The sequence below is a fragment of the Bradyrhizobium sp. BWA-3-5 genome (assembly GCF_032917985.1).
Classification (GTDB): domain Bacteria; phylum Pseudomonadota; class Alphaproteobacteria; order Rhizobiales; family Xanthobacteraceae; genus Bradyrhizobium.
In genome coordinates, this window is the sequence record NZ_CP136626.1 from 863,624 (window position 1) to 879,578 (window position 15,955).

Consider the following 15,955-nt stretch of genomic DNA (forward strand, 5'->3'; position numbering starts at 1 on the left):
AAGTCCGCAGGGCCCGCTCAGGCCGCGGCCTTTTTCTCGTCGCGCAGTTCGCGGCGCAGGATCTTGCCGACATTGGTCTTGGGCAGGTCGGTTCTGAATTCGATCTGCTTCGGGACCTTGTAGGCGGTGAGCTGCGTGCTGCAATATTTGATGACGTCATCGGCAGTGAGGTTCGGATCCTTCTTGACCACGAACGCCTTCACCGCTTCGCCTGACTTGGCGTCGGAAACGCCGATCACGGCGCATTCCAGCACGCCCGGATGGCTCGCGATCACTTCCTCGATCTCGTTCGGATAGACGTTGAAGCCCGAAACCAGGATCATGTCCTTCTTGCGGTCGACGATTTTGGTATAGCCGCGCTCGTCCATCACGCCGATGTCGCCGGTGCGGAAGAAGCCGTCCGCGGTCATGACGTTCGCGGTCTCTTCCGGCCGATTCCAGTAGCCGGCCATTACCTGCGGGCCCTTCGCGCAGATTTCGCCCGCCTGGCCGAGCGGCACTTCCTTGCCATCGTCGTCGCGGATCGAGATATAGGTCGAGGGCACGGGAATGCCGATCGAGCCGGAGAACTGGTCGGTGTCGGCCGGGTTGCAGGTCAGCGTCGGCGAGGTCTCGGAGAGGCCGTAGCCCTCCGACAGCGCACAGCCGGTGACTTTCAGCCATTTCTCGGCGACCGGCTTCTGGGTTGCCATGCCGCCGCCGAACGAGGTCTTCAGCTTGGAGAAGTCGACCTTGTCGAAGCCGGGCGTGTTGAGCAGGCCATTGTAGAGCGTGTTGACCGCCGGGAAGCTATTGACCTGGTACTTCATCAACTCCTTGATGAAGCCCGGCATGTCGCGCGGGTTCGGGATCAACAGATTGACGCCGCCGGCCCGCATCGCGAGCAGGAAGCACGCCGTCAGCGCGAAGATGTGATAGAGCGGCAGCGCGCAGACGATGAAGAGCTGATCGACCTGCGGCGGCTTCTTCAACGCCGGCTGCAGCCAGGCGTCGTTCTGCAGCACGTTGGCGAGAATGTTCTTGTGCAAGAGCGTCGCGCCCTTGGAGACGCCTGTCGTGCCGCCGGTATATTGCAGGAAGGCGACGTCATCGCGCGTGAGCTGCGGCTTGTTGAGCTTCATGCCGCGGCCGGCCGCAAGCGCATCGTTGAACGAGACCGCGCCCGGGATCGACCAGGCCGGCACCATCTTCTTGACCTTGCGGACGACGAGGTTGACGATCACGCCCTTGAAGCCGAGCAGGTCGCCCATGCTGCCGACGATCACGTGCTTGACCGCGGTTTTCGCGATCACCTGCTGCACGGTGGTGGCAAAATTCTCCAAAACAACGATGGCTTCCGCGCCGGAATCCTTGAGCTGATGTTCGAGTTCGCGCGGGGTGTAGAGCGGGTTGACGTTCACCACCGCATAGCCGGCGCGCAGCACCGCCGCGGTCGAGACCGGGTACTGCAGCACGTTCGGCATCATCAACGCAACGCGGGCGCCCTTTTGCAGGCCCTTGCTCTGCAGATAGGCACCCAGTGCGGCCGACATCTCGTCGAGGTCGCGGTAGCTGATCGACTTGTCCATGCAGATGAACGCCTTGCGATCGGCGTACTTCTTGAAGCTTTCTTCCAATAGCTCGACCAGCGACGAGTACTGCGTGACATCGATATCGGCTGGCACGCCGGCCGGATATTGCTTGAGCCAGATCCGCTCCATGGTCTCTCCCCTCTGGTTCCGAGCACGGCCCTGACTGCATCAGATCCGTGTGCTGATTTTTGTTTTGACGCGTTTTCTTCGCGCGAACCGGCACTCACTTCGCTTGAAAACGCGATGGTTGCTGCTGGCTCCGGGCCGGGCACGCCTTGTTTTCGGCAGTATTGTGAATGCCGCCGCCGAAGGCAAGCGGCTGTGCGCTATCGACGCATTGCGCTGATCTGGAATAGTTCGGACGAATGGCAGGAAAACTGCCTGTTTACGGGGCTTCGTGGCCCGTTAACCAGCCGGCTTGTTTTCGCCTTTGGGTTTAGCGGCGGCATTCGGCTTGGCCGGCTTTGGCACGGGCTTGTCGCCGACGGCCGCGGGCTTGGCGGCAGGCTTTTTCTCGGCAGCAGTGGCCGGCTTGGCAGCCGCCTCGGGCTTGGCGTTGGCGTGCCGGACGGTCGCAGGCTTGGCGCCCGGCGTCGCGCTGGCCTCCGTCTTGGGCGCCGCCGCGCCAGGCTTCTTCGCGGCAATCTTCGACTTCTTGCCGCGTCTGGCCGACGCCTGCTTGTCGGCCTCGGCTGCGACGGCCGCGATCAATGCGGCGCCGGTCTTGGTCGGACCGGTATAGACCGGAACGGGCTCGGAGGGCTCCGGCGCGGCAGCCAGCATGTCCGCCGGCTTGACCGGCGGCTGCAGCCCCGCCGTGAAGAAGGTCACCGCGCTCTCTCCGGTCGAAGCGTTGCCGTTGCTAGCGATGACATCCGCATCCTCGTCGGTGGCCGGCCGCTTGCGCTTGCCGTTGCACATCTCATCGCGCAGGTTCGGCGGCGTTGCATCGATCGGAACCAGATTGTCGACGGTGCCGAGCGCCGGCTTCAGCCAGCCGAGCCCACCCCCGCCGAAGCCGCGCTCCATCATCTGCACCGCGCGCACCGCGCGGGCCTGCCCGGAGGAGGCGCCGAGCACCACCGCGATCAGCCGCTTGCCGTTGCGCGTCGCCGAGGCAACGAGATTGTAGCCGGACGCGCAGATGAAGCCGGTCTTGAAGCCGTCGGCGCCGGGATAGCGCCCGATCAGCTTGTTGAAATTCTGCGTCACCCTGCGCCCGTAGCGGATCGAGGGGATGTGCATGAAGTATTCATATTCCGGCAGGTCGCGAATGACGGCACGCGCCAGAATCGCGAGATCGCGCGCCGAGGTGATCTGGCCGTCCGCCGGCAAGCCGTTCGGATTGACGTAGCTCGTCTGCGTCATGCCGAGCCTTTGCGCGGCCTGGTTCATCATCGCGGAGAAACCGTCGATCGATCCGCCGACGCCTTCGGCAAGCACGACCGCCATGTCGTTGGCCGACTTCACCATCATCATCTTCAGCGCGTTGTCGACGGTGACCTGGGTGCCCGGAGGAAAACCCATCTTGGACGGCGATTCCGCGGCCGCGACCGGCGACACCGTGAGCAGGGTATCGAGCGTGAGACGCCCGTCCTTCACCGCCTTCAGCGTGACATAGGCGGTCATGATCTTGGTCACCGAGGCGGGATACCAGGGCATGGTCGCATTGTCGGCCTGCAGCACCTTGCCGGTATCGGCCTCGACGAGCAGCAGCGCCTCGGCCTGCGCCGCGCGCGGCGTCACGACGGCGAGCGCCGCCACGACGAAGATCCAGCCTATCGACGAATGGCGAAACAGCGGGCGAAGAAAATGCACTTTTCCGTTCCGGTCCTCTGAGACCCGCCTTCGCAAAGGAGGTCCTCTAGATCTAGCGTTCGGGTTTCAAGCGTGTCCGGCGCCGTCGCGTTGCGGCTGGGCGCAAACCTATACCGGCTTGCCGATCCAGAACAGAGGCCTGTCAACTAAATGGTGGACGAAAAAGGCGCAAGTTCGGCGGTATCTGAAACCGGGCGGCAGCCCTGCGCTATTTGACCTCTACCCCGGCGCGTGCGCTCTCCTGCACCATGAACTGGGCTTTCGCGAGTTCCGCGAAGCGACCGCCCTTGGCCACCAGTTCATCAAAAGTTCCACTTTCGATCACCCGGCCGTCGTCGAACATCAGGATGCGGGTGGCGTTGCGAATGGTCGAAAGCCGGTGTGCGATCACGAAGGTGGTGCGGCCCTTCATCACCTCGTCGAGCGCGGCATTGACCTTGGCCTCGGTGACGGCGTCAAGCGCGCTGGTCGCCTCGTCGAGGATCAGGATCGGCGGGTCCTTGAGCAGCGCGCGGGCGATCGACAGCCGCTGCCGCTCGCCGCCGGACAGCATGCGGCCGCGTTCGCCGGCATGGGTGTCGAACTTCTTCTCGCTGCGCTCGATGAAGTCGAGCGCCTGGGCGCGGCTGGCGGCGACACGCATTTCCTCCTCGGTCGCATCGGGCTTGCCGACCAGAAGGTTGTCCGCAATCGAGCGGTTGAACAGCAGCGCTTCCTGGAACACCACGCCGATGTTCCGCCGCAGCGCCGTCAGCTTCAGCGCGCGGATATCCATGCCGTCGATCTTGATGATGCCGGATTGCGGATCGAAGGCGCGGTGGAGCAGCGCGATCGCGGTCGATTTGCCGGCGCCGGTCGGGCCGACCAAGGCGACGGTCTGGCCGGGCAGGGCGGTAAACGAAACGTCCTCGACCGCCGGCCGCTTGCCGTCATAGGAGAACGAGACGTCGTGGAATTCGACCAGGCCGGAAAGCCGCCCGGTGTCGACGGCGCCGGGGCGGTCGCGTACGGCCGGCACGGCATCCAGCACGTCGAAGAACTCCTGCAGGCGCGGCGCTTCCATGAATACGCTGTTGATGAAGCTCACCACCTGTTCGAGCTTCTGGATCAGCATGGTCGCAAAGCTCACGAACATCACGATCTCACCGACCGTGGTCTCTCCCCGCTGATGCAGGTAGATGCCGACGGTAAAGATCGCGAGTACGGTGATGGTGGTAGAGGCGCGCGTAATCACCGTGACCAGCGCCCACCAGCCGAGCACCGGCATCTGCGCGGCGAGCAGCTTGTCGGCGACAAAGCGCAGGCCCTGCACTTCGGCATCGATCCGAACGAAGCTCTGCACCAGCGCGACGTTACCGAGCGCGTCGGACGCGCGCGCGGAGAGGTCGCTGTACTGCGCCTCGACGTCGCTCTGCATGCCGTAGGTCTTGCGCACGACAAACGTGGTCAGAACGGTGAACACCACGCACAGCACGAACAGCAGGATCGCCAGCCGCCAGTTGATGTAGAGCGCCAGCGGCAGCAGCACGACCAGCGAGAGAATTGCTGCAAAATGCTCACGGAAGAAGGCAAGCCAGAGCCGCCACAGCGCATCGGTGCCGTTCAGCATTACCTTCATCAGCCGTCCCGAATGGGTGCCGGTGTGGAAGGTCAGCGGCAGCTGCATGATGTGCTCGAAATAGTCGGTCAGCACCGCCTGGCGCTGGCGGTGCGCCAGTTTGTCGGCATGGAGCGCGACAAGGGCGCTGCATGCGATGGTGAACAGGCCGAACGCCACCCAGGCCGCCAGCAGCGGCCAGGCCGAGTTCGTGGCCAGCGGCCCGGTCTGCGGCTTACCGGAGAGCACGTCGACGATCTTGCCGAACAGCACCGGCTCGGCGAATTGCGCGCCGGCGAGCAGCAAATTGGCGACGGCGAGAATCCAGCCCAGCCTCGCCTCCTTGCCGAGCAGTTCGAGGACGCGGGTGTAAAGGCGAAGCATGGACATGCGGGCAAGGACTCAAATGGAAGCGATCGGCGACCACCATATTAATCAGGGATGGCGGTGGAGAACCAGAGCGGGATGATTTTTGATGCGGTCATGCCGGAGGGCGCCTCTCCCGGGAGGCGTTCGCCTAGTTGATCAAGCGACCGTTGAGTGGCGGCAAAAACTGATCGTCGAAAATGTCCGACATCTGTGGCCGCTTCTGAAACTTGAAGTCCTCGGAGACCTGATCGATCGAGCGTTCGAAACGCGCCGGATCGATCGCGCCGATGCCGTTCCGCCTGACTTCGCTGGTCAGGATGTTGTCGCGCAGGATGGCTTGCAGGCGTTCCAGTTCGAGATCCTTGGAGCCGCCGTCCATGCGGCTTGCGACTTCGGCTGCGGCGCGGGCCGGGTCCTTGATCGTCAGGTTCAACCCGCCGATCACGGCGCGCACGAACCCTTTCACCGCCTCGGGCTTGCTGGCCGCCACCGCCGGATTGACGATGACAGCGAAACCGTAGGCCTCGCAGCCATAGTCGGCGAACCTCAGCACCGCCAGATCGTCGGCCGGCACGCCGCGGTCCCGCAGGTTGATTGCCGAGAGATAGGAGAAGCCGGTCACGGCGTCGACCTGGCCGGCTGACAGCATCGGCTCGCGCACCGCGGCGCTGATGCTGCTCTGCTTCACGCTCTTGATGTTGATGCCGTTCTGTTTGGCCACCGCCGGCCACAGCCGGACGGAGAGGTCGCCCTCGGCGACGCCGAGCGTCTTGCCCTCGATATCCGTCAACGCGCGGACACCACGGCTTTTGCGGGCGATGATGGCATAGGGCGCCTGGTTGAACAGCACGAACACGGCCTTGATCTTAGGCCCGCCCTGCTTGTCCTTGTCGCGAAAGCGCATCAAAGCGTTGATGTCGACCACGGCGAAGTCGCTGCTGCCGGCCGCGACGCGCGCAATGGCGTCCGACGATCCGCTCGCAATGTTGGTCGTGACGGCGAGCGCTTCGGCGCTGAACAGCCCGCCCGTGGTGGCCATCACGAACGGCGCCGCCGCGGCGTCGATCGGGCGATCGAGCGAAAACTGGATCGCAAGCGGTGGGCGGGGTTCGTCCGCGGCCAGGACGCTGCTTGCCGTAAGACCCGCAACCACGCACAGGCTCGCCATGAAAGCCAGAAGAACGCTCAAACGAGAGCGGATGGCGTTGGTCCTGATCGCACGCATGAGGCTACATCAGCATGAGGTGGGACAAGTTGACGCGCCGGTCACGTCAGCTTGATGACATCAACGACGGCATTTCTTGCCCGTGGGCAGAGGTATTCTGCAGCATCTAACCTGAACGGTCGATGACTGCCACGATTTTGCCTGGGATCGTTCAGCTGCCGTTCGGATTCGGGAACCTAGTATCCGCTGCGTGGTTAGCTATCTGAGGCCTATCGGGGCCAGCTTCCACGGAGGATGTGCAGGATGTTTGCGCGAACAGGTGTCTTTTCATCGATTGGCCGGGCCGGCGCGGTGGCGACGGTTGTCGCGGTGGCGCTGACGGCCGTGCAGCCGTCGATGGCTTTTGCCGGCTCCGCAACGTCGACGTCGGGCAAGGGAGTTATGGTCTCGACCGGGACCAGCGACGCCACCGATATCAGCGCCCGCCGTCGGCACTATCGCGGTGGTGGCGCGGCGGCAGCGGCGGCCTTTGCCGGCATCGTCGGCACCGGGATTGCGATCGCGGCCGCCCAGAACCGCCGCGACTACTACTATGACAACGGCTACGGCTACTATGGCGGACCGGCCTATTATCATCGCCCGGCGCCGTACTATTACGGGCCCCGTTACTATGGCAGCCCGTATTACGGCGGCTGGTAAACGCGCCCGCTAAAATCGAGACCATTAAAGATGAATCCACCGGCCGTCCGGCCGGTGGATTTTTTATGGTTGCAGGCTCGATCGTTAACACGCTCGGCATGGCTTTGCATTAGGTTGGCAGGATGAGTGATTCGCTCGAACGGCTTTATCAGGCTGTCCTCGCGGCCCGGGACCTCGATCCGGCAACGTCGCGTACGGCCCGGCTGTTTCAGCGAGGCCCCTCCAAGATGGCCAAGAAGCTGGCCGAGGAAGCCATCGAAGTCGTGATCGATGCTGTCAACGGCAAGGCCGACGCGGTGGTCCGCGAAAGCGCCGACCTGCTCTACAACCTGACGGTTCTGTGGGCATCGGCCGGCGTGAAGCCGGAGGACGTCTGGCGCGAAATGGAGCGGCGCGAGGATATGCTCGGCATCGCCGAGAAGCTGCCGAAGGCCAAAATGCCGAAGGCCCTCGCCAGCAAGCCTGCGCCTGCCAAGGGACTGCCTAAAGCGCTGCCCAACAAGTCGCTGCCCAAGGGGACGGCGGCGCCTGCGGTTCGGCGGCGAATTGTCGCGCTGGAAGGCCGCTCCTCGCGCAAGCGGCACTAAATCCCATCAAAATCCTTGATTTTACGGCATGGACAAATCCGCTCCATGATGGTTCATGCGCGCATGCTCAAACGGATCTACGACTGGTGCATCGACGCCGCCGACAAGCCCTATGCGCTCTGGATCATGGCGGCGGTCGCTTTTGCAGAAAGCTCGTTCTTCCCGATTCCGCCCGACATCATGCTGCTGCCGATGTCGCTGGCGCGGCCGAAGAAGGCATGGTGGTTTGCCACCGTCTGCACCATCGCATCCGTCGCCGGCGGCGTGGTGGGATACGGGATCGGCGCGCTGCTGTACGATTCGGTCGGGCATTGGCTGATCACCGTCTACGGCCTCAGTGACAAGGTCGAGACCTTCCGCGCTTCCTATGCCGAATGGGGCGCGGTGATCATCCTGCTGAAAGGGCTGACGCCGATCCCCTACAAGCTCGTGACCATCACCTCGGGCTTTGCCGGCTACAATATCTGGCTGTTCATCCTGTGCTCGATCCTGGCGCGCGGCGGCCGTTTCTTCGTGGTCGCGGTCCTGCTCAACCGCTATGGCGACCTGGTCCGGAGCGAACTGGAAAAACGCCTCGGCCTGTGGGTCGCGATCGGGGCGGTCGTTCTGGTGCTCGGCTTCTACATCGCGTTCAAGTTGGTCTAGTACTAAAGCGGCTTGGCGAAGCCCCAAGTATGAGGTTACGCTTAGATCGACATGTCTCTGCGCGGGATCATTCGACGCCCCGACAGGGGGCCTCTGGGCTCTGAAGAAGAGGTAATGGTTCGCTTATCTGTGGCGTTTCCGGGCGTCCAGTTTCAATACGAGGCGGAAGAGCCTCCCGGTATAGCTTGGTCGCGTAAGCAGATGTCGATCTGGTTGCGAGTCTGGCTGTTCGTGTTCGGTGAGGATGTTCCTTTTCCGCGCCGTTATGGGTACTTCCAGCGCGCAGGCGGCGGTACAGTTGAGTTCTACTTCGTGGCAGAACAGCCCGTTCGCTGGATCGAGCAGACTTCGTATGGAATGACGGCAGGTCTGGATGATAACTTTGACCGTCTCTATGCCGCGACAGGGTGGAAAGTCGAGTATCCGCGTTTCTGATCGATCGGATGGTCTGAATTCGGGATTGCTGTGCTTGGGAGCCACTCAGCCTTTGAAATGTATTTGAGGACACACCTCACGACGGGCCTTACTGGCCTCTGGGTATTCGGGGCAACGACAGGAGTCGCATGGCCCCAGGCCGCGCCGGCGCCGTCGCTCGGCGTGCAGTCGCCAGTCCAGCAACCGCTGCCGCCCCAGTCGGCCCCGCAACAGATCGAGCCGCCGCCGCGCGAGGAGAATCCGGGCCTGATCAACGAAATCGGAAAGCTGTTCGAGAAATCCAAATCGCTGCTGCCACCACTGAAGAGCCCGAGCGAGGCTCTCGAGGAACTCAATCCGGGCGCCAAGGACAACAGCGGCGGCCTGTCGAACCTCGCAAGGCCTTCGATCATGGTGAGCGGACGGGCGGCGTGTCTGGTGGCAGCCAATGGCGCGCCGGACTGCAAGGCCGGCGCCGACCGGCTGTGCCAGAGCAAGGGCTACAAGGAAGGCAAGAGCCTCGATAGCGATGCGGCCGAGAAGTGCTCGCCGAAAGTATACTTGCCCGGCTACAAGCGGCAGCCCGGTGACTGCAAGACGGAAAATTACGTGACGCGGGCGCTCTGCCAGTAGCGCATGCCCGAACGGCCGCGGAGATCATGCGCAAACGCATCGCCGCCAGCGTCAAAACGCAATACTTGACACTGGAAAGATTGCCTTGTTGGTTGGTATGACGTCTGGCATATCTTTAAGCCGTGCCGCTTGGCTGAATAACCAAAGGATCGCCCCTCTATGTCCATGCCCGCGCTGTTCAAGGGCCGCCTATCGATACCCGTGATCGGATCGCCGCTGTTCATCATCTCCGTGCCCGATCTGGTGATCGCCCAGTGCAAGGCCGGCGTGGTCGGATCGTTTCCGGCGCTGAATGCGCGCCCCGCCTCGCTGCTCGACGAATGGATCGCGCGGATCAAGGAAGAACTCGCGGCCTGGGACAAGGTCAATCCGGATCGCCTGTCGGCGCCGTTTGCGGTGAACCAGATCGTGCACAAGTCCAACAACCGGCTCGACCACGACCTCGCGGTCTGTGAGAAACACAAGGTGCCGATGCTGATCACATCGCTCGGCGCGCGCGAGGATCTCAACCAGGCCTGCCACAACTGGGGCGGCATCGTTTTCCACGACGTCATCAACCAGAAATTCGCGCACAAGGCGATCGAGAAGGGCGCCGACGGCCTCATTCTCGTCGCGGCTGGCGCGGGCGGTCATGCCGGCACGATCTCGCCGCTCGCTTTCGTCGAGGAGACGCGCGCCTGGTTCGACGGACCGATCGCGCTGTCGGGGGCGATTGCCAACGGCCGCGCGATCCGCGCCGCGCGCATCCTCGGCGCCGACTTCGCCTATATCGGCTCCGCTTTCATCGCGACCCAGGAAGCCAACGCGGTCGAGGGCTACAAGCAGATGATCACCGCGTCGTCGGCCGAAGACATCGTCTATTCGAACCTGTTCACCGGCGTGCATGGCAACTACCTCAAGCCGTCGATCGTCAATGCCGGTCTCAATCCCGACGATCTGCCGACCTCCGATCCCTCCAAGATGAGCTTTGGCACCGACGCCTCCGGCGAGCGCAGCAAGCCGAAGGCATGGAAGGAGATCTGGGGCTCCGGCCAGGGCATCGGCGGCATCGGCAAGGTGGTGCCGGCAGCCGAACTGATCGCGCGGTTCAAGAAGGAATATGACGAGGCGGTCGATCCCGCATTGTGATGCTTCTTGCGGGATACGCCCCGTCGTGAAGGCGACGGAGGATCTGACATGGCCGGACAGGATCTGAGCACGCATGTCGCGCTGGTGACGGGTGGATCTCGCGGCATCGGCGCAGCGGTTGCGCGGATGCTGGCGGAGGCCGGCGCGGCGGTCGCGGTCAATTACCGCGAGCGCGCTGCCGATGCGGATGCGATCGTCGCCGGGATCAAGGCGGGCGGCGGCCGCGCCATCGCGGTCGCAGCCGACGTGTCGCAGGGCGTGGCGGTGGCCGGCATGTCGAACAGGTCGCCGCCGCGCTCGGGCCGATCGACATTCTCGTCAACAATGCCGGCGTCGCCATCGTGCGCGGCGTCGACGATCTCACCGAGGACGATTTCGACCGCACCATCACGGTCAACCTCAAATCGGCGTTTTTGTGCACGCAGGCGGTGCTGCCGGCGATGCGGGCGCGCAAATGGGGCCGCATCGTCAACATCTCCTCGGGCGCCGCGCGCGGCGCCGGCGCCATCGGCCCGCACTACAATGCCTCCAAGGCCGGCATGGAGGGATTGACGCGCGGCTATGCGGCGCGCCTCGTCAAGGAAGGCATCACGGTGAACGCCGTGGCGCCATCGCTGATCGCAACCGACATGATGGGCGGCCGGACGGATCTCGCTCGCAACATCCCGCTCGGCCGCATGGGGCAGGCCAGCGAGGTGGCGCAGGCGGTCATGATGGTGCTCGGCAACGACTACATGACCGGGCAGACCATCGTGCTCAATGGCGGCATGGCGTTCATTTGACGCGCCGTTCTGCTCTCGAGACCACAACATTCAGTCGTCATCCCCGCTTTCGCGGGATGACGGCTGAATGTGACAAAGCAATCTCGCGCATTGGCCCGACCCTGCGGATGGCGCACGGCGTCCTGCCTGCGGCAGGCTCGACTCAGCCGCTCCGAGCAGGCAAGAAGCGTGTAGTTTGATCGACAGGATCTCCCAGCCGATGGAAGCTATCTTTCGCGTTGACGGCAACGACGTCGTCACCAGCCCCTTTGCCGCGGGACCATGGCATCCGAGCATGCAGCACGGCTCGCCGCCGGCGGCGCTGGTGGTGTGGGCCGCGGAGCGAATTCGGCCGCCGGTCCCGATGCGCATCGCCCGCGTGACCGTCGATCTGATGCGTCCCGTGCCGGTGGCGCCGCTCAGAATCGAGAGCCAAGTCTTGCGCGAGGGACGCAAGATCCAGCTTTGCGCGGTCAGGCTGCTCGCCAACGGCGTCGTGGTGGTCGCCGCCACCGTGCTCAAGATCAAAATGCAGAGCCAGGAATTGCCGCCCGATGCGATCATCCCGCCGGCCGATCTCCCCTCGCCGGATCAATCGCGCGTCGAGGCTGTCGATTTTTCCTCCTCGCCATTCGTCACCGGCATGTCGCTGCGCGCTGCGCGCGGCCGGTTCGGCTCGCCCGGTCCTGGTGCGATCTGGTATCGCGTCGACCGGCCGATCGTCGAGGGTGCCGTACTGTCGCAGGCGATGCGGGCGATGGCAGCGGCGGATTTCTGCAACGGCACCTCGCCGGTGCTGGATTTCCGCGAATGGACCTTTCTCAACGCCGACCTGACCGTGAATTTTTCACGTGAGCCGGCCGGCGACTGGATCCTGGTCGACGCCGAGACCTGGATCGGTCCCGACAGCGCAGGCCTCGCGATGGCGCGGCTCGCCGACGCCAGCGGCTATTTCGGCCGCGCCGTTCAGAGCCTCGTCATCGAGAAGCGCTGATCTGCAGAAATCGGACGTCAAGAGCCGCGATCACAGGGATCGCGGCTCTTCGATCATTCGAGTTCGAGCGCCTGGTAACGCCCGCTTTCGTCGAGCGCCGTGCCCCACACCTTGTTCGAGGCCTGATGCTCGGAGCGGCCGAAGCTCAGCTGGGTGCCCAGACCGAGGTCGAGATTGCGCATCGTCTCGAGCGTGTCGATCAGCCTTTCGGTGTCGAGTTGAGGTCCGGCCCGCTTGATGCCGGCGATCAGCACGTTGGCGGCGACATAGCCTTCGAACGAAACGTAGTCGGCCGCTTCGCCCGGGAAATACTTGGCGAGTGCATTCTTGTATTCGAGCACGGCTGAAGAATAGCCCGACACCGCCGGCACCACTTGCGTCACGATCACGCCGTTGGTGTAGCGCGGCCCCAGCAGCTTCAGTTCTTCGGCAAGCGCCGTGGAGCCGACGAACGAGACGTTCGAGTAGATCAAGCCGGGATAGGCGTCGCGCGTCTTCTCGATGAAGCGCGCCGCGGCCCGGTAGGTTGCCACCATTACCACGGCCTTGATCGGTGGCTTCGCCAGCTTCAACTGGTTGATCGCATCGTCCACGTCGACGGTGTTTCGCGCGTAGTTGAGCCTGAGAATGGCGCTGTCGTTCGCGCCCATGGAACGAAACGCCTTCGCGACCCCCGCAAATCCGGAATCGCCATACGAATCCTGCTGCGCAAAGACCGCGATCTGGCGCGGCTGCAGCCGGCGTATCTTGACGAGGTAGCGAACGACCGCGTCGGTTTCCTGAACATAGCTGGCGCGATAGTTGAATACGTAGCGATCCGGCGGATCATTGCGCAGGATGTTGGAACCGGTGAACGCCCCGAAGAACAGCATCCGGCGTTCGAGCGCATAGGGGATCGCAACCGCCGAGGTCGGCGTGCCGACATTGCCGACGATGCCGAACACCTGATCCTTTTCGTAGAGCTGCTTCATGGCGTCCAGCGTGCGCGAGGGCTCGTAGCCGTCGTCGGCGGCGAACAGTTTGAGCATTCGCCCGTCGATGCCGCCGGCATCGTTGATGCGGTTGAAAGCGGTCTCGATCCCGAGCTTCATCTGCCGGCCGAGCTCGCGGGACGAGCCGGAAAAGGGCGCGGCGATGCCGAAGCGGATTTCCTTTTCGCTGATGCCGCGCGGCAGCGGACCGGCCGGCACCGGGGCCGTGGGTGCGGTCGCGGCCTGTGCGGCGGTCGCCGCGGCGGCGGGCGAGGGGCCGATGACGCTGGAGAGGCTCGGCCCTGCGATCGAGCGTTCGAGATCGGCGAGCTGACGGTCGGCACGGATGCAGTCGATCCGGCCAGAGGTGATGGCAGCGCGCCCGTCCGCGACGCTGCGATCGAACGTCTGGGTGAGGTCGGAACGCTCCGCCTCGTTCGACGAGGCCTCCCGGATCACCTGCGTGAACTTGTCGACGATGGTCTGGATGCGTGGGCGCGCGATGTCGCGGCACGCCTGTGCCGAGCCGATCACGGGTCCGACGCGACTGGCGAGGTCGCGCACGATCCCAATGTCGCTGGCAGCCTGGGCGGTGCCTGCGAGGCCGAAAAGCACGGCCCCGACCAGCAAGGTGATGCGGTGCGAGGTCATGGCAGGCTCCTTGAACGCAAGATGGCGGAAAGTCGGTCCCCGGACATAGTCATTCCTCCATCAGGATCATGGGTTGGCGCGTTGCGGCGCGGCCTGATCCGGCTTCTCGCGCCACTGCATGAATTGCTGGAGCAATTGGTTGGATTGCTCGGACTGGGCCGGAGCGCTCGGCGGCGTGGAGGCGAGAAGGGACTGGAATTCGTTGATCGCCGGCTTCTGCGATGTTTCGGTGGCCAGCGCGCTCTTGATCGACTGCGCGACGCCGGAGAGCGCCGACGGCTGCGCCTGGGCCTGCTCGCCATCGTTGTTTTGCCGCGATCCGGGCACTGCCGCCACGAAGAACAGCGCCACCAGCGCCGCGACGCCGATTGCGGCGGCGAAGCGCGCCGCAACGCTCCACAATGCCTTCTTCGATTCCAGGTCGGGCTCGTCCATCACCTCGGGATCGAGCGGATGGCGCAGCGCGTTGGAGACGGCGCTCTCGAGCTGGGTATCGAACGAGGTCGGAGAGAATGACGTCTCTGCGGGGCTGCCGTTGCGCTGGGAGGCCGAGCGCTCACGTAGCCAGCGCGGCGCGTAGTACAGCGGATCGCGGGGATTGATGTGGTCTTGCTCACTCACACTACTCATACCCTTACTCCTCGTGTCGCTCGTCGGATGATCCGGCGGATTGGTTTGCGGCGAAACGGCTGCGGACGTATCGGACAGGAGCTCAAGCTCATGGAGCAAGTGTTCGGAGGAATCCGCCTCCGCCCACCCATCGCCTAGCTTGGTTGGAAGATTTGAATCGGTCTGTGGGGCGTCATCCTTGTTTTCGACGACACCTGTCTGCGAGACATGATCTCGCGACGACTCCATCCCCACGGCTTCCACTGCCTATTTTCCCCTGCCGGCAAGTCCGTCTGCCCGACGGAATGAGCTGTCCGGACCGCACATCCGGCCAGCACACATAAGTTTGTTGGAGGCCCGCAGGGACAAATTTAGGTCGGAAACGTGACGAAAGTAAGTTGAGGTCTTGTTAACTACAACCGCGCGGACCTCTGTTTTAAAAGGCTTTAATGCCCGTTCGCCTCGATTCGTAGCTGGAATTGGCCGCAAATACGCCGGATTTGCCATCCGTTTCGCGCGTTTTCTGCGCGCAATGCGGGTTTCCGCGAGAAATTCCCGTTAATTACTCGTTAACCAAGTTGGTCGATTCTTAACCTTTCAATAAGGAAAGGCGAGTCGAACATCATGGACGTCCGAGCGGATCCCACGCGTCAACTGGTTCGGCTGCGCGGCCGCTCCTACGTCGCGTTCGTGTTCAGCCCCGTCGTACCGATCGTGGATTGGCTCGCCGAGATCGACGCGACGCTGGCTCGCTCGCCGGGCTACTTCGTCGGCAAGCCGATCGTGCTCGACCTTTCCGCCGTCGACCTTTCCTCCTCCGCCATCGCCCATCTCCTCGGCAGCCTCGGCGAGCGCAACATTCGCGTGCTCGGCATCGAGGGCGTCGATGAGGAGCGCCTCGCCGAGAACATGCCGCCGCTGCTGACCGGCGGCCGCGCCTGCGTGATCACGCGCAGCGAGCCGACGCAGAAGGCCGAACCGGAGGCCAAACCGAAGCCGACCTCGCTGCTGCTCGAATGCCCGGTGCGTTCGGGTCAGTCCATCGTCTTCATGGAAGGCGATGTGACGGTGCTGGGTTCGGTCGGCTCGGGCGCGGAAATCGTCGCCGGCGGGTCGATCCATATCTACGGAACGCTGCGCGGCCGCGCGATGGCGGGCGTCAACGGCAATTCGTCGGCACGGATCTACTGCCAGAAGATTGAGGCCGAACTTCTCGCCATCGACGGCTACTACCAGACCGCTGAAGAAATCGACATCTCGCTCCGCAACCGCCCGGCGCAAGCCTGGCTGCAGGGCGACACCATGAAAATTACCCCGCTGAATTAACCGGCTAAGGAGATCAC

15 protein-coding genes and 1 pseudogene are annotated in these 15,955 nt (G+C 63.7%); 10 read left to right on the forward strand and 6 right to left on the reverse strand.

Going from position 1 to position 15,955, the window contains the following annotated elements; all coding sequences use genetic code 11:
- Positions 1–17 precede the first annotated feature (17 nt).
- A complete protein-coding gene (locus tag RX331_RS04110) occupies positions 18–1,700 on the reverse strand; it encodes a long-chain fatty acid--CoA ligase (RefSeq protein WP_317255371.1) in 1,683 nt (560 codons plus the stop codon).
- Between the two features lie 49 nt (positions 1,701–1,749).
- On the opposite strand from RX331_RS04110, the gene RX331_RS04115 reads away from it, so the two are divergent.
- Complete coding sequence (locus RX331_RS04115; protein WP_317255372.1) at positions 1,750–1,917, forward strand: hypothetical protein; 168 nt, start codon at positions 1,750–1,752, stop codon at positions 1,915–1,917.
- Positions 1,918–1,976: 59 nt separating this feature from the next.
- Here the strand turns inward: RX331_RS04115 and RX331_RS04120 are convergent, their stop codons facing one another.
- The 3 genes from RX331_RS04120 to RX331_RS04130 all read right to left on the reverse strand — a co-directional run bounded on the left by RX331_RS04120 (position 1,977) and on the right by RX331_RS04130 (position 6,580).
- A complete protein-coding gene (locus tag RX331_RS04120) occupies positions 1,977–3,389 on the reverse strand; it encodes a D-alanyl-D-alanine carboxypeptidase family protein (RefSeq protein ID WP_410708113.1) in 1,413 nt (470 codons plus the stop codon).
- A gap of 208 nt (positions 3,390–3,597) precedes the next feature.
- Entirely contained in the window at positions 3,598–5,376 is a 1,779-nt protein-coding gene (locus tag RX331_RS04125) for a glucan ABC transporter ATP-binding protein/ permease (RefSeq protein WP_317255373.1), read from the reverse strand.
- A 127-nt stretch (positions 5,377–5,503) separates the two neighbouring features.
- Positions 5,504–6,580, reverse strand: coding sequence for an ABC transporter substrate-binding protein (locus RX331_RS04130; protein ID WP_317255374.1), 1,077 nt, complete (start codon positions 6,578–6,580; stop codon positions 5,504–5,506).
- 243 nt (positions 6,581–6,823) lie between these two features.
- On the opposite strand from RX331_RS04130, the gene RX331_RS04135 reads away from it, so the two are divergent.
- The 8 genes and pseudogenes from RX331_RS04135 (at position 6,824) to RX331_RS04170 (ending at position 12,381) form a co-directional block, all read left to right on the forward strand.
- Positions 6,824–7,219 carry a hypothetical protein gene (locus RX331_RS04135; RefSeq protein ID WP_317255375.1) on the forward strand — a complete coding sequence of 132 codons (396 nt, stop codon included), beginning with the start codon at positions 6,824–6,826 and terminating at the stop codon, positions 7,217–7,219.
- A 122-nt stretch (positions 7,220–7,341) separates the two neighbouring features.
- Positions 7,342–7,806 carry a phosphoribosyl-ATP diphosphatase gene (gene hisE / locus RX331_RS04140; protein WP_317255376.1) on the forward strand — a complete coding sequence of 155 codons (465 nt, stop codon included), beginning with the start codon at positions 7,342–7,344 and terminating at the stop codon, positions 7,804–7,806.
- Between the two features lie 63 nt (positions 7,807–7,869).
- Positions 7,870–8,451 carry a YqaA family protein gene (locus tag RX331_RS04145; RefSeq protein WP_317258007.1) on the forward strand — a complete coding sequence of 194 codons (582 nt, stop codon included), beginning with the start codon at positions 7,870–7,872 and terminating at the stop codon, positions 8,449–8,451.
- A 114-nt stretch (positions 8,452–8,565) separates the two neighbouring features.
- Positions 8,566–8,886 (forward strand): hypothetical protein, encoded by a 321-nt coding sequence (locus tag RX331_RS04150; RefSeq protein WP_317255377.1) that lies wholly within the window; start codon positions 8,566–8,568, stop codon positions 8,884–8,886.
- Between the two features lie 63 nt (positions 8,887–8,949).
- A complete protein-coding gene (locus RX331_RS04155) occupies positions 8,950–9,498 on the forward strand; it encodes a hypothetical protein (protein WP_317255378.1) in 549 nt (182 codons plus the stop codon).
- A gap of 159 nt (positions 9,499–9,657) precedes the next feature.
- The gene (locus RX331_RS04160; protein ID WP_317255379.1) at positions 9,658–10,626 is read left to right on the forward strand and encodes a nitronate monooxygenase family protein; all 969 of its coding nucleotides are present in this window, start codon (positions 9,658–9,660) and stop codon (positions 10,624–10,626) included.
- 126 nt (positions 10,627–10,752) lie between these two features.
- A pseudogene (locus tag RX331_RS04165) lies at positions 10,753–11,408 on the forward strand (SDR family NAD(P)-dependent oxidoreductase).
- 199 nt (positions 11,409–11,607) lie between these two features.
- The gene (locus RX331_RS04170) at positions 11,608–12,381 is read left to right on the forward strand and encodes a thioesterase family protein (RefSeq protein WP_317255380.1); all 774 of its coding nucleotides are present in this window, start codon (positions 11,608–11,610) and stop codon (positions 12,379–12,381) included.
- A gap of 53 nt (positions 12,382–12,434) precedes the next feature.
- Here RX331_RS04170 and RX331_RS04175 read toward each other — a convergent pair whose 3' ends face one another.
- Together RX331_RS04175 and RX331_RS04180 are read right to left on the reverse strand one after the other, a co-directional pair.
- Positions 12,435–14,003: an ABC transporter substrate-binding protein gene (locus RX331_RS04175; protein WP_317255381.1), complete on the reverse strand. Its 1,569-nt coding sequence runs from the start codon at positions 14,001–14,003 to the stop codon at positions 12,435–12,437.
- A 66-nt stretch (positions 14,004–14,069) separates the two neighbouring features.
- Positions 14,070–14,633 carry a hypothetical protein gene (locus RX331_RS04180; protein WP_317255382.1) on the reverse strand — a complete coding sequence of 188 codons (564 nt, stop codon included), beginning with the start codon at positions 14,631–14,633 and terminating at the stop codon, positions 14,070–14,072.
- 603 nt (positions 14,634–15,236) lie between these two features.
- Between RX331_RS04180 and minC the strand changes: the two genes are divergently transcribed.
- A complete protein-coding gene (gene minC / locus RX331_RS04185; RefSeq protein WP_317255383.1) occupies positions 15,237–15,938 on the forward strand; it encodes a septum site-determining protein MinC in 702 nt (233 codons plus the stop codon).
- Positions 15,939–15,955 lie beyond the last annotated feature (17 nt).